The 12,222-nt window shown below is 43.6% G+C and carries 16 protein-coding genes; 12 read left to right on the top strand and 4 right to left on the bottom strand.

Annotated features, from left to right (window positions below; genetic code table 11):
• Position 1: 1 nt before the first annotated feature.
• The 12 genes from O3636_RS05640 (at position 2) to yidD (ending at position 8,175) form a co-directional block, all read left to right on the top strand.
• A complete protein-coding gene (locus O3636_RS05640; protein ID WP_247942441.1) occupies positions 2-895 on the top strand; it encodes an ABC transporter permease in 894 nt (297 codons plus the stop codon).
• A 12-nt stretch (positions 896-907) separates the two neighbouring features.
• On the top strand, positions 908-1,711 hold the full coding sequence (locus O3636_RS05635) for an ABC transporter ATP-binding protein (RefSeq protein ID WP_000157668.1): 804 nt from the start codon (positions 908-910) through the stop codon (positions 1,709-1,711).
• A gap of 296 nt (positions 1,712-2,007) precedes the next feature.
• On the top strand, positions 2,008-2,256 hold the full coding sequence (locus O3636_RS05630) for a YneF family protein (RefSeq protein ID WP_000364990.1): 249 nt from the start codon (positions 2,008-2,010) through the stop codon (positions 2,254-2,256).
• Positions 2,257-2,459: 203 nt separating this feature from the next.
• Positions 2,460-3,254 (top strand): glutamate racemase, encoded by a 795-nt coding sequence (gene racE / locus O3636_RS05625; protein ID WP_261054277.1) that lies wholly within the window; start codon positions 2,460-2,462, stop codon positions 3,252-3,254.
• Positions 3,251-4,222 (top strand): nucleoside-triphosphate diphosphatase, encoded by a 972-nt coding sequence (locus tag O3636_RS05620; protein ID WP_261054278.1) that lies wholly within the window; start codon positions 3,251-3,253, stop codon positions 4,220-4,222. Before racE ends, O3636_RS05620 begins: the two co-directional genes overlap by 4 nt.
• On the top strand, positions 4,198-4,719 hold the full coding sequence (locus O3636_RS05615; protein ID WP_371642125.1) for a metallophosphoesterase: 522 nt from the start codon (positions 4,198-4,200) through the stop codon (positions 4,717-4,719). The genes O3636_RS05620 and O3636_RS05615 overlap by 25 nt, the downstream gene beginning before the upstream one ends.
• A complete protein-coding gene (gene cbpB, locus O3636_RS05610; RefSeq protein ID WP_000560711.1) occupies positions 4,716-5,177 on the top strand; it encodes a cyclic-di-AMP-binding protein CbpB in 462 nt (153 codons plus the stop codon). The genes O3636_RS05615 and cbpB overlap by 4 nt, the downstream gene beginning before the upstream one ends.
• Positions 5,174-5,908, top strand: a complete 735-nt coding sequence (gene xerD, locus O3636_RS05605; RefSeq protein ID WP_371642123.1) for a site-specific tyrosine recombinase XerD — start codon at positions 5,174-5,176, stop codon at positions 5,906-5,908. Before cbpB ends, xerD begins: the two co-directional genes overlap by 4 nt.
• Positions 5,908-6,636 carry a segregation/condensation protein A gene (locus O3636_RS05600; protein ID WP_371642121.1) on the top strand — a complete coding sequence of 243 codons (729 nt, stop codon included), beginning with the start codon at positions 5,908-5,910 and terminating at the stop codon, positions 6,634-6,636. Before xerD ends, O3636_RS05600 begins: the two co-directional genes overlap by 1 nt.
• Positions 6,637-6,654: 18 nt before the next feature.
• Positions 6,655-7,224: an SMC-Scp complex subunit ScpB gene (gene scpB / locus O3636_RS05595; protein ID WP_371642119.1), complete on the top strand. Its 570-nt coding sequence runs from the start codon at positions 6,655-6,657 to the stop codon at positions 7,222-7,224.
• Positions 7,211-7,933: a pseudouridine synthase gene (locus tag O3636_RS05590; RefSeq protein WP_001222228.1), complete on the top strand. Its 723-nt coding sequence runs from the start codon at positions 7,211-7,213 to the stop codon at positions 7,931-7,933. Before scpB ends, O3636_RS05590 begins: the two co-directional genes overlap by 14 nt.
• The gene (gene yidD, locus O3636_RS05585; protein ID WP_000821624.1) at positions 7,933-8,175 is read left to right on the top strand and encodes a membrane protein insertion efficiency factor YidD; all 243 of its coding nucleotides are present in this window, start codon (positions 7,933-7,935) and stop codon (positions 8,173-8,175) included. Before O3636_RS05590 ends, yidD begins: the two co-directional genes overlap by 1 nt.
• A gap of 216 nt (positions 8,176-8,391) precedes the next feature.
• Here the strand turns inward: yidD and O3636_RS05580 are convergent, their stop codons facing one another.
• From O3636_RS05580 to O3636_RS05565, 4 genes are all read right to left on the bottom strand, one after another.
• Positions 8,392-9,363, bottom strand: coding sequence for a siderophore ABC transporter substrate-binding protein (locus tag O3636_RS05580; protein ID WP_371642117.1), 972 nt, complete (start codon positions 9,361-9,363; stop codon positions 8,392-8,394).
• A 95-nt stretch (positions 9,364-9,458) separates the two neighbouring features.
• Positions 9,459-10,211, bottom strand: a complete 753-nt coding sequence (locus tag O3636_RS05575) for an ATP-binding cassette domain-containing protein (RefSeq protein WP_261012930.1) — start codon at positions 10,209-10,211, stop codon at positions 9,459-9,461.
• The gene (locus O3636_RS05570) at positions 10,208-11,164 is read right to left on the bottom strand and encodes an iron chelate uptake ABC transporter family permease subunit (RefSeq protein WP_371642115.1); all 957 of its coding nucleotides are present in this window, start codon (positions 11,162-11,164) and stop codon (positions 10,208-10,210) included. The genes O3636_RS05575 and O3636_RS05570 overlap by 4 nt, the downstream gene beginning before the upstream one ends.
• Entirely contained in the window at positions 11,154-12,113 is a 960-nt protein-coding gene (locus O3636_RS05565; RefSeq protein WP_371642113.1) for an ABC transporter permease, read from the bottom strand. Before O3636_RS05565 ends, O3636_RS05570 begins: the two co-directional genes overlap by 11 nt.
• Positions 12,114-12,222: the final 109 nt, after the last annotated feature.

The following is a 12,222-nucleotide window of genomic DNA, read 5'->3' as shown; positions in this document are numbered from 1 at the left end:
GATGAATTTTGTATTATCTAGTTTATCAGAAGGTTTGCTATGGTCGATTATGGCGATTGGGGTCTACTTGACTTTCCGTATTTTGGATATTGCGGATATGACTGCTGAGGGAGCCTTTCCTCTGGGGGCGGCTGTCGTCGTATCTCAGATACAGGCAGGGACAAATCCTTGGATTGCGACCTTACTTGCTTTGCTGGCAGGTATGGTAGCAGGTCTGGTATCAGGAATGCTCCACACCAAGATGAAAATCCCAGCTCTCTTGACAGGGATTGTGACCTTGACAGGACTTTATTCGATCAATATTAAAATCATGGGAAGCGTGCCTAATCTTTCCTTGGGAGATTCTGCAACTGTCTTTAAACAGTTGGCGAGCTTGGGACTGACAAATGAAGAAGCTGTTTTCTCATTCAGTTTGGCCTGTCTCTTACTTGTTTGTTTGGTCTTGACTCTTTTGATGAAAACAGAGATTGGCTTGGTCTTGCGTTCGACTGGGGACAATATTCCGATGAGTGAGGCCAATGGGGTCAATGTAGACACCATGAAGATTGTTGGTTACATGATTTCAAACGGTTTGATTGCCCTATGTGGTTCCTTGTTTGCCCAAAATGATGGATTTTCGGATGTAACTTCTGGGACAGGAACTATCGTTGTTGGTTTGAGTGCAGTGATTATTGCGGAAGTCTTGATACACGACTTGACCATTGGAGGTCGCTTGTTATCCATCGGAATCGGTGCTATTGTTTACCGTTTGATTATTTTAAATATCTATGAAATTCCAAATCTAGATCAAAACTTAGTACGTCTCTTTAATGCAATTTTGCTAGCCTTAGTTTTATTTGCACCAGAATTGCAAAAGAGATTAAAGATTCGTGGTCTGAAATTGAGAAATGAATAGGAGGAGAAAGTTATGGCAAGTTTGTTAACACTTGAAAATATTCACAAAACATTTGAAGCAGGGACAGTCAATGAGAACCATGTCCTCAAAGGATTAGACTTAGAGGTTGAAGAGGGAGATTTTATCTCTGTGATTGGTGGAAATGGAGCAGGGAAATCCACTTTGATGAATATCTTGGCTGGAAATCTATCTGTGGACGAAGGGGACCTTTTGTTGGAAGGGAAATCCATTAAAAATCTGAGTGTACGAAAGAGAGCCAAGGATATTGCACGTGTTTTTCAAGATCCTAAGATGGGGACAGCTTCTCGTTTGACGATTGAGGAGAATATGGCTATTGCCTTGAGACGTGGACAAAAGAGAGGACTTGGCTGGGGCGTGAAGGAAAAGGACAGAATTCAGTTTCAAGAGGCCTTGAAAGAGTTGAATATTGGTCTGGAAAATCGCTTGAAAGTGGATACTCAATACCTTTCAGGAGGACAAAGACAGGCCTTGACCCTAGTCATGGCAGCCTTGGTGAAACCTAAGCTCTTGTTGTTGGATGAACACACTGCGGCCCTTGACCCGAAAACGAGTCAAATGGTGATGGATTTGACGCAAAAGATTGTGGAGCACCATCAGTTGACGACTTTGATGATTACCCACGATATGAACCATGCGATTGAGTACGGGAATCGTCTCATTATGCTCTATCAAGGCAAGATAGTGGTGGATGTCAAGGGAGAGGAGAAAAAGCATCTGACGGTTGAAGATCTCATGCATCTCTTCCAGAAAAATAGTGGCCAAAGTCTGGTCAGTGATGAATTAGTTTTGGGATAAAGAAAAAGGCTGAGATCTGGTGTCTCAGTCTTTTATTTTTTGCGCTTTGCAAAGTCTCTTCAAACCGTGTCAGCTTTATCTGCAACCTCAAAGCGGTGCTTTGAGCAACCTGCGGCTAGCTTCCTAGTTTGCTCTTTGATTTTCATTGAGTGTAAACTCAGTAAGGAGCCCTCTTTCGCAGAAAAGTAGGGATCTTTTTGCTGTCTATTCCATCTCTGAAAGCGTAAAACAAACTGGTCAGGGTGGCTAGTTTGTGGTATAATGAAAGAGACTCAAAAAGAAACAGGAGAAAAATGATGGATTTACTATTAGCAATTGTATTGATTGTGCTAGCTTTTCTAGGAGGAGCTCTTGGAGGGATGTACTTGGTTCGTAAGCAAATCGAAAAAGAATTTGCTGACAACCCACGTTTGAATGCTGAAGCAGTTCGTACTCTTTTGAGTGCAAATGGTCAAAAACCAAGCGAAGCTAAGGTACAACAAGTTTACCACCAAATCATCCGCCAACAAAAGGCAGCCCTTGCTAACAATAAAAAGAAAAAATAAATAAGGAAAAGTCTGGGATGAAAGTTCCAGACTTCTCACTATGTTGGCTAAGGGTTTAGGGATGAGACTTTTTCCTTGCATTCTATTGATATTTGATTATGATTAAGAGAGATAGTTGTTGATTAGGCTGTCATTATTCAGTTCATAAGGAACGGTAATCATAATGAACTATCAATCAGAAAAAAGACTAGAAAGAAGACTGTATGGATAATCGACCGATTGGTTTTTTGGATTCGGGTGTCGGGGGCTTGACCGTTGTGCGCGAGCTCATGCGCCAACTTCCCCATGAAGAAATCGTCTATATTGGAGATTCGGCACGGGCGCCTTACGGGCCCCGTCCTGCTGAGCAAATTCGTGAATATACTTGGCAGTTGGTCAACTTTCTCTTGACCAAGGATGTCAAAATGATTGTCATTGCTTGTAATACTGCGACTGCGGTCGTCTGGGAAGAAATTAAGGCTCAACTAGATATTCCTGTCCTAGGTGTGATTTTGCCAGGAGCTTCGGCAGCTATCAAGTCCAGTCAAGGTGGGAAAATCGGAGTGATTGGAACACCCATGACGGTACAATCAGATATCTACCGTCAGAAAATCCATGATTTGGATCCGGACTTACAGGTGGAGAGCTTGGCCTGTCCCAAGTTTGCTCCCTTGGTGGAGTCTGGTGCTCTGTCAACCAGTGTTACCAAGAAAGTGGTCTATGAAACCCTGCGTCCCTTGGTTGGAAAGGTAGATAGCTTGATTTTGGGCTGTACCCATTATCCACTCCTTCGCCCCATCATCCAAAATGTCATGGGGCCCAAGGTTCACCTCATTGATAGTGGGGCAGAGTGTGTACGGGATATCTCAGTCTTACTTAATTATTTTGAAATCAATCGTGGTCGCGATGTTGGACCACTTCATCACCGTTTTTACACAACAGCCAGCAGCCAAAGTTTTGCACAAATTGGTGAAGAATGGCTGGAAAAAGAGATTTATGTGGAGCATGTAGAATTATGACAAATAAAATTTATGAATACAAGGATGACCAGGACTGGTATGTTGGGTCCTATGGTATTTTTGGTGGCGTCCGGACGTTGACGGATGATGACTTGGATTTTCCTCTATTGGAGTTTGCCCAAAGATTTCGAGATGAGGATCGAGGTTTTCCTGTTTCTGTTACTGTTTTACGCTATGGTTCTCTCTACCGTTTATTGTCTTTTGTGGTAGATATCCTCAACCAAGAAATGGGACGAAATGTGGAAGTCATCCAACGTCAGGGGGCTTTACTCTTGGTTGAAAATGGGCAACTCCTGCATGTAGAATTGCCTAAAGAAGGGGTCAATGTTCATGATTTCTTTGAGACAAACAAGGTCAGAGAAACCTTATTGATTGCGACTCGAAACGAAGGCAAGACCAAGGAATTTCGAGCTATCTTTGACAAGCTAGGCTACGATGTGGAAAACCTCAATGACTATCCTGACTTGCCTGAAGTAGCAGAAACAGGCATGACCTTCGAAGAAAATGCCCGTCTCAAGGCAGAAACCATTTCCCAATTAACGGGCAAGATGGTTCTGGCAGATGATTCTGGACTTAAAGTTGATGTCCTTGGTGGCTTGCCAGGTGTCTGGTCAGCACGTTTCGCAGGAGTGGGAGCTACTGACCGTGAAAACAATGCCAAACTCTTGCACGAATTGGCCATGGTCTTTGAACTCAAGGACCGCTCGGCTCAATTCCATACAACCCTAGTCGTGGCCAGTCCAAACAAGGAAAGCTTGGTTGTTGAAGCAGACTGGCCAGGCTACATTAACTTTGAACCTAAGGGTGAAAATGGATTTGGTTACGATCCTCTCTTCCTTGTAGGAGAGACAGGCAAGTCCTCAGCTGAATTAACCCTTGAAGAAAAAAATAGTCAATCTCACCGTGCCTTAGCCGTTAAGAAACTTTTGGAGGTATTTCCATCATGGCAAAGCAAACCATCATTGTAATGAGCGATTCTCATGGCGATAGCTTGATTGTGGAAGAAATCCGTAATCGCTATGTGGGCAAAGTTGACGCTGTTTTTCATAACGGCGATTCTGAACTGCGTCCGGATTCTCCACTTTGGGAGGGCATCCGCGTTGTTAAAGGGAACATGGACTTCTATGCAGGTTACCCAGAACGTTTGGTGACTGAGCTTGGTTCAACCAAGATTATCCAAACTCATGGACATTTGTTTGACATTAATTTCAATTTTCAAAAGTTGGACTACTGGGCTCAGGAAGAAGAGGCCGATATTTGCCTCTATGGTCACTTGCATGTGCCAAGTGCTTGGATGGAAGGCAAGACCCTCTTTCTAAATCCAGGTTCTATCAGTCAACCACGTGGATCTATCAGAGAATGTCTCTATGCTCGTGTGGAGATTGATGACAGTTACTTTAAAGTCGACTTTTTGACACGAGACCATGAGGTGTATCCGGGCTTGTCCAAGGAGTTTAGCCGATGATTGCCAAGGAGTTTGAGACTTTCTTGTTGGGGCAAGAAGAAACTTTTTTGACCCCTGCTGAAAATCTAGCCGTGTTGATTGATACCCACAATGCAGATCACGCGACCCTCTTGCTCAGTCAGATGACCTATACCCGTGTTCCTGTTGTGACAGATGAAAAACACTTTGTTGGGACGATTGGGCTCAGAGATATTATGGCTTATCAGATGGAGCATGATTTGAGTCAAGAAATCATGGCAGATACGGATATCGTTCATATGACGAGAACGGACGTAGCGGTCGTCTCGCCTGATTTTACCATTACGGAGGTCTTGCATAAGCTGGTAGATGAGTCCTTCTTGCCGGTTGTGGATGCGTCTGGTATTTTCCAAGGGATTATCACGCGCAAGTCTATCCTCAAGGCAGTCAATGCCCTCTTGCATGACTTTAGTAAGGAATATGAGATTCGATGCAAATGAGAGACAGGATTTCAGCCTTTTTAGAGGAAAAGCAGGGTCTGTCTGCCAATTCCAAGCAGTCCTATAAGTATGATCTGGAACAATTTTTAGATTTGGTAGGCGAGCGGATTTCTGAGACCAGTCTCAAGATTTACCAAGTCCAACTAGCCAATCTAAAAATCAGCGCCCAGAAGCGAAAGATTTCGGCCTGTAACCAATTTCTCTACTTTCTCTATCAAAAAGGAGAAGTGGATAACTTTTATCGTTTGGAATTAGCTAAACAAGCTGAAAAGAAGACCGAAAAGCCAGAACTGTTAGACCTAGACTCTTTTTGGCAAGAAAGTGACTATTCAGAGGGTCGCTTGCTAGCGCTCTTAATTCTAGAAATGGGGCTCTTACCGAGTGAGATTTTAGCTCTCAAGGTTGAGGATATCAATCTGGATTTTCAGGTGTTGCGAATCAAGAAGGCTTCCCAACAGAGGATTGTTACCATTCCCACAACTTTGCTTTCAGAATTAGAGCCCTTGATGGGCCAGACCTATCTTTTTGAAAGGGGAGGGAAAGCCTATTCCCGTCAGTGGGCCTTTCGTCAGTTAGAAGCTTTTGTCAAGGAGAAAGGTTTTCCAGCTCTGTCGGCCCAAGCCTTGCGGGAACAGTTCATTCTAAGACAAATAGAAAACAAGGTCGATTTGTACGAAATTGCAAAAAAATTAGGATTAAAAACAGTTCTGACCTTAGAAAAATATAGATAATGGATATTAAATTAAAAGATTTTGAAGGGCCATTGGACTTGCTCTTGCACCTGGTTTCTAAGTACCAGATGGATATCTACGATGTGCCTATCACAGAAGTCATCGAGCAGTATCTAGCCTATGTCTCAACCCTGCAGGCCATGCGTCTGGAAGTGACGGGCGAGTACATGGTCATGGCCAGTCAGCTCATGTTGATCAAGAGCCGCAAGCTCTTGCCAAAGGTAGCAGAAGTGACAGACTTGGAGGATGACCTGGAGCAGGACCTTCTCTCTCAAATCGAAGAATACCGCAAGTTCAAGCTCTTGGGGGATCACTTGGAAGCTAAGCACCAAGAGCGGGCCCAGTATTATTCCAAAGCGCCGACAGAGTTGATTTACGAAGATGCGGAGCTTGTGCATGACAAGACGACCATTGACCTCTTTTTGGCTTTTTCAAATATCCTAGCAAAGAAAAAAGAGGAGTTTGCCCAGAATCACACGACTATCTTGCGGGATGAGTATAAGATTGAGGACATGATGGTTATCGTGAAAGAGTCCTTGACTGGACGAGATCAATTGCGCTTGCAGGATTTGTTCAAGGAAGCTCAGAATGTCCAAGAGGTCATTACCCTCTTTTTGGCAACCCTAGAGTTAATCAAAACTCAGGAGCTGATTCTTGTGCAAGAGGAAAGTTTCGGAGATATTTATCTCATGGAAAAGAAGGAAGAAAGTCAAGTGGCCAAAAGCTAGACTTGATAGAGAGGAAAGATGAGTACTTTAGCAAAAATAGAAGCGCTCTTGTTTGTAGCGGGTGAAGATGGGATTAGAGTCCGCCAGTTAGCTGAACTCCTCTCTCTGCCACCGACAGGCATCCAACAGAGTATAGAAAAGTTAGTCCAGAAGTATGAAAATGACCCAGATTCCAGTTTGGCTCTGATTGAGACAGGTGGGGCTTATAGATTGGTGACCAAGCCTCAGTTTTCAGAGGTTTTAAAGGAATATTCCAAAGCGCCTATTAACCAGAGCTTGTCTCGGGCTGCCCTTGAGACCTTGTCCATCATTGCCTACAAGCAACCCATCACACGGATAGAAATTGATGCCATTCGTGGGGTAAACTCGAGTGGGGCCTTGGCAAAGTTGCAGGCTTTTGACTTGATTAAAGAAGACGGGAAAAAAGAAGTGTTGGGTCGCCCCAACCTCTATGTGACTACGGATTATTTCCTGGATTACATGGGAATTAACCATTTGGAAGAATTACCAGTGATTGATGAGCTTGAGATTCAAGCCCAAGAAAGCCAATTATTTGGTGAAAGGATAGAAGAAGATGAGAATCAATAAGTATATTGCCCACGCAGGTGTGGCCAGTAGGAGAAAAGCAGAAGAGCTGATCAAGCAAGGTTTGGTGACGGTTAACGGCCAAGTGGTGCGTGAACTAGCAACGACCATCAAGTCAGGCGACAAGGTTGAAGTTGAAGGCCAACCTATCTACAACGAAGAAAAGGTCTATTATCTGCTTAACAAACCACGCGGTGTCATTTCCAGTGTGACAGATGACAAGGGCCGCAAGACGGTTGTCGACCTCTTGCCCAACGTGAAGGAGCGCATCTACCCTGTGGGACGTTTGGACTGGGATACATCAGGTGTTTTAATTTTGACCAATGATGGGGACTTTACGGATGAAATGATTCATCCCCGTAATGAGATTGATAAAGTCTATGTCGCGCGTGTTAAAGGTGTGGCCAATAAGGATAATCTCCGCCCCTTGACCCGTGGTCTTGAGATTGATGGCAAGAAAACCAAGCCGGCTGTTTATGAAATTCTCAAAGTGGACCCAGTTAAAAATCGCTCAGTAGTGCAGTTGACCATCCATGAAGGACGTAACCATCAGGTTAAAAAAATGTTTGAAGCTGTTGGTCTTCAAGTGGACAAGTTGTCTCGGACACGTTTCGGACATCTAGATTTGACAGGTCTTCGTCCAGGAGAATCTCGTCGTCTGAATAAAAAAGAAATCAGCCAACTACACACCATGGCTGTAACCAAGAAATAATGAAACGAATTTTAATAGCGCCTGTGCGCTTTTACCAACGTTTTATCTCGCCAGCCTTTCCACCTTCTTGTCGCTTTGAGCCGACTTGTTCAAACTACATGATTCAGGCTATTGAAAAACATGGCTTTAAGGGTGTCTTGATGGGCTTGGCTCGGATTTTACGTTGCCATCCCTGGTCGAAAACAGGTAAGGACCCCGTCCCAGACCATTTTTCCCTTAAACGGAATCAAGAAGAAAAATGAGGCTAGGTAAAAATATTTTAGTGAAATGATAAAAACGCATCCTATCAGGTTTGAGTGATTCTGATAGGATGCGTTTTATCATGTAAAGATGTTAGTTGATACTCAATGAAAATCAAAGAGCAAACTAGGAAACTAGCCGCAGGCTGTACTTGAGTACGGCAAGGCGACGTTGACGTGGTTTGAAGAGATTTTCGAAGAGTATGAGTTTGAAGTTGCTTATTTCAAGCCTTTTTGTGCGTCTTCAATCATAAGTTTGGTTGATTCAAGTCCGCCTCCGCTTAGATACCAGAGGTCTGGTGTTAGTTGGATAATCTTACCATTTTTAGCGGCAGGTGTTTCAGCGATAAGGGCATTTTCTAGGACGCCATCGTTGCTTGAGTTGTCCCCGCCGATGGCAAGGGTACGATTGATGACAAAGAGGATGTCAGGATTGATTTCTTTGACACTTTCAAAGCTGACTTCTTGTCCGTGGCGAGAATCTTCAAATTGAGTATCAGTTGGCTTGAATTTCAAGGTTTGGTACAAGAAAGAGAAACGAGATTGGGCACCAAAGGCAGCCATTTTTCCTTCATTGAGGAGAATAGCAAGGGCTTTTTTGTCAGAGCTTTCATTTTTAGTAGCGACTTCTTGGATGCTCTTGTCTAGCTTGGTCAATTCTTCCTTGGCTTTCTGTGTACCAGTTTCACCAAAGGCACTTGCTAAGGACTCAATGTTGTCCTTAGTTGAAGTCCAGTAGTCGTCTTTGCTTGCTTGGAAAAGAACAGTCGGAGCGATTTCTTTGAATTTATCAACAAATTTTTGGGTACGTGGTGAAGCGATAATCAAATCTGGTTCAAGGGCAGCAATGGCTTCTAGGTCTGGCTCAACCATAGAACCAACATTCTTAACTTTTCCAGTTAGGTCTTTTAGGTAAGTTGGAACGGTTTTTGTAGGCATTCCAACGATATTTTTTTCAAATCCTAGAGTACGAATAGTATCCGCAGCACCAAGGTCAAAGGTCACAATCTTTTCAGGGACTTTTGAAAGTTTGACCTCGTCTAGCGAACTTTTAATGGTCACTTCTGTTGGAGCAGAGCTACTTGTTTCCGACTGGCTAGTGCTTGAGTTTGTGTTTGTACTACATGCACCAAGTATGAGCAAGAAGCTGGCCACTAGGGCAGTGAGATAAAGTTTAAGGGATGTTTTCATAATTTCTCCTTTTTAAAATGTGATAACGATTTAAGGAGTCTCTTGGTCTTATTGACTAAGAGACTGAAGGTTCTCTAACTTGAACTTATATGTTATTAGCTATAGATACAGATCTTTTTGCCATTGATATCCGCTAGCGTGATGGGAATCTCATAGAGTTGACTGAGCAGGTCAGCCTGCATGATTTGATTGGTTGTTCCTTTGCTAAAGACTTGACCGTCCTTGAAGGCGACAATTTCATCTGCATACTGACTGGCCATGTTGATATCGTGGAGGACGATGATAATGGTCTTGCCGAGTTCCTCCACCAGTCGCTTGAGAATCTGCATCATACTAACACTTTGCTTGATATCGAGATTGTTGAGTGGTTCGTCTAGTAAGATAAAGTCTGTATCCTGGGCCAGTACCATAGCGATAAAGACCCGCTGGAGCTGGCCTCCAGACAGACTATCGATGTAGCGGTCTTTTAGGTTGGTCAGTTCCAGATAGTCCAGAGTTTCTCGGATTTTTTCCCAATCTTCTGGTCTCAGTCGACCTCGACTATAGGGAAATCGTCCAAAACTGACCAGTTCTTCAACCGTCAATTTGGCTTGGTAATTGATTTTCTGCTTTAGGATAGTGAGTTCTTGAGCTAGTTCTTGTGAATTCCAACTCTCGATTTCACGGCCTTTGATACTGAGAATTCCCTGATCCTTCTTGGTCAGTCTGCTCATGATGGAGAGGAGAGTTGATTTTCCAGCACCATTTGGACCAATAAAGGCTGTCAGTTTCTGAGGACTGACTTCAAGGGTAATGTCTTGCAAAATATCCTGTTTTTGAATGGATTTGTCAATGTTTTCTAGTTTCACTGACGCGCCCTCCTGTATAGTAAGATAAAGAATAAGAGACCACCCACGCTCTCGATGATCATGCTGATGCGAATTTCTAGTGCAAAGACTCTTTCAATCAGGGCTTGCCCCAAGGTCAAACTGATAAATCCAATCAGAATGGCTACGATAAAGAGCAACTTGTGCCGATAATCTTTGACAATCAGGTAGGTGAGATTGGCCAGCATAAAGCCGAAGAAGGCCATAGGCCCTACCAAGGCAGTGGCCGTTGAAGTCAAAAGTACAATGCCCCAGAGGAGCTCTCTCTGTTCTTTTTCAACATCGAGTCCCAATATCTGAGCTGTTTCTCTTTGCAGGTGCAAGACATCTAGAATGACTGCTTTTCGAAAGAAAAAGATTGTCAAAGCGAGGATGATCAGAGAACCGATGGCTAGGATGGAAGTGTTGAGGTGTTGAAAGGAAGCAAAGAGACTGTTTTGCAGTTTATCGTATTCATTTGGATCCATTAGAACCTGAAGGAAGGTACTGATATTTCGAAAGAGACTTCCCAGTGCTAGACAGATTAGCAGGATGAAGACCAGGTCTTGCTTCATCAGCGTCTTCAAGTAGCCTTGTAAGGCGAGAAAGAAGAGGGATTGGACAAGAAGCAAGACTAGAAATTCTAAGATAGGAGACTTCCCAAGCTGTAGAAATTTGCTTTCAAAAACCAGTAGTATGGTTTGTAGCAGGACGTAGAAGGATTCGATTCCCAAAATACTTGGTGTCAGGAAGCGATTTTCCGTCAGGGTTTGAAAACTAATGGTCGAAATTCCTGTCGCGATTGCTACCAAGAGATAAACAACTATCTTTTGGGAACGCAACTTCCAAGCAAAGGCAGACAGGTGGGTGATGGGCCAAAAGTAGAGCAGACAAGCTCCGATGGCCAGAATAATGAGAATCCAGAAGAGTTTGCTATGTTTGCTTTTAGACTGCATCTTTTCGTCCCCCTCTCCAAAGAAGTAGGATAAAGACAAGGCTGCCGATGATTCCTAGCAAGAGGCTGACAGACAGCTCATAGGGCCGAATCAGAACTCGAGAGAGGATGTCGCAGGCTAGGACCAGATTGGCACCAACCAGTACGACCATGAGTTTGGTTTGACTTAGATTATCTCCGTAGCGCTTGCGAACAAGATTGGGAACGATGACCCCGAGAAAAGGCAAGCCACCCACGGTAATCATGGTGACACTTGTCGTTAGCGCAACCAGAAAGAGGGCCAGTTTTTCAAGTAGGGAGTAGGAAATTCCCAAACTTTCACTGGTTTCCTTTCCTAGATTCATGATGGTAAAGGTTTGGGACAATTTCCAAACGGCAATCAGGATAATGAGCCCTAAGAAGAGCCACTCATACTGATGGGTCTGAATCATGGAGAAGGAGCCCTGGGTCCAAGCTGTCATACTCTGAACCAGATTGAAACGATAGGCGATAACTTCTGTCACAGAACCGATAATTCCACTATAAATGATCCCAATCAAGGGCAACATCCACCTTTCCTTTACGGTAAAAATAGTCATAAAGGCCAGAAAGAAGAGGGTAAATAAGATGGATGAAACAAAAGCAAAGAGCATCTTTTGGGTCAGACTAGCCGACGGAAAGACAAAGAGGCTCAGTACCATTCCTAGTTTGGCGGCTTCAGTGGTCCCAACTGTGCTTGGAGCAGCAAACTGATTTTGAGTAATAGTCTGCATGAGGAGCCCTGCCATACTCATACTAGAAGCAGCCAGGAGAATGCTAATCGTCCTTGGAAGACGTGACTCTTGAAAGAGGAGCCAAGTTTCATGATCCAGAGCAAAAAGCTTTCCCCAAGAAAAATCACTGGTTCCAATGCTAATAGAGAGAAAGACTAGGAGTAGAAGTAAGCCAATTAAATAATGAGAAAGTTTCATACCCAGTCCTTTCATGTAGATTTGGTATCGAAAGATACCTGCGGATATTACTGTAACACGATTTCTTTAATCTGTCAATAAATTTTCTGACAATTTAATGAATAAAACA

The organism is Streptococcus sp. 27098_8_76 (assembly GCF_041432315.1).
Taxonomy (GTDB): Bacteria; Bacillota; Bacilli; order Lactobacillales; family Streptococcaceae; genus Streptococcus.
This window is presented reverse-complemented; position numbering and strand designations above follow the sequence as displayed.

Coding starts and splice junctions, on each gene's coding strand:
- O3636_RS05640 (WP_247942441.1), top strand. CDS start 2: ATGAATTTTGTATTATCTAGTTTATCAGAAGGTTTGCTATGGTCGATT.
- O3636_RS05635 (WP_000157668.1), top strand. CDS start 908: ATGGCAAGTTTGTTAACACTTGAAAATATTCACAAAACATTTGAAGCA.
- O3636_RS05630 (WP_000364990.1), top strand. CDS start 2,008: ATGGATTTACTATTAGCAATTGTATTGATTGTGCTAGCTTTTCTAGGA.
- racE (WP_261054277.1), top strand. CDS start 2,460: ATGGATAATCGACCGATTGGTTTTTTGGATTCGGGTGTCGGGGGCTTG.
- O3636_RS05620 (WP_261054278.1), top strand. CDS start 3,251: ATGACAAATAAAATTTATGAATACAAGGATGACCAGGACTGGTATGTT.
- O3636_RS05615 (WP_371642125.1), top strand. CDS start 4,198: ATGGCAAAGCAAACCATCATTGTAATGAGCGATTCTCATGGCGATAGC.
- cbpB (WP_000560711.1), top strand. CDS start 4,716: ATGATTGCCAAGGAGTTTGAGACTTTCTTGTTGGGGCAAGAAGAAACT.
- xerD (WP_371642123.1), top strand. CDS start 5,174: ATGAGAGACAGGATTTCAGCCTTTTTAGAGGAAAAGCAGGGTCTGTCT.
- O3636_RS05600 (WP_371642121.1), top strand. CDS start 5,908: ATGGATATTAAATTAAAAGATTTTGAAGGGCCATTGGACTTGCTCTTG.
- scpB (WP_371642119.1), top strand. CDS start 6,655: ATGAGTACTTTAGCAAAAATAGAAGCGCTCTTGTTTGTAGCGGGTGAA.
- O3636_RS05590 (WP_001222228.1), top strand. CDS start 7,211: ATGAGAATCAATAAGTATATTGCCCACGCAGGTGTGGCCAGTAGGAGA.
- yidD (WP_000821624.1), top strand. CDS start 7,933: ATGAAACGAATTTTAATAGCGCCTGTGCGCTTTTACCAACGTTTTATC.
- O3636_RS05580 (WP_371642117.1), bottom strand. CDS start 9,363: ATGAAAACATCCCTTAAACTTTATCTCACTGCCCTAGTGGCCAGCTTC.
- O3636_RS05570 (WP_371642115.1), bottom strand. CDS start 11,164: ATGCAGTCTAAAAGCAAACATAGCAAACTCTTCTGGATTCTCATTATT.
- O3636_RS05565 (WP_371642113.1), bottom strand. CDS start 12,113: ATGAAACTTTCTCATTATTTAATTGGCTTACTTCTACTCCTAGTCTTT.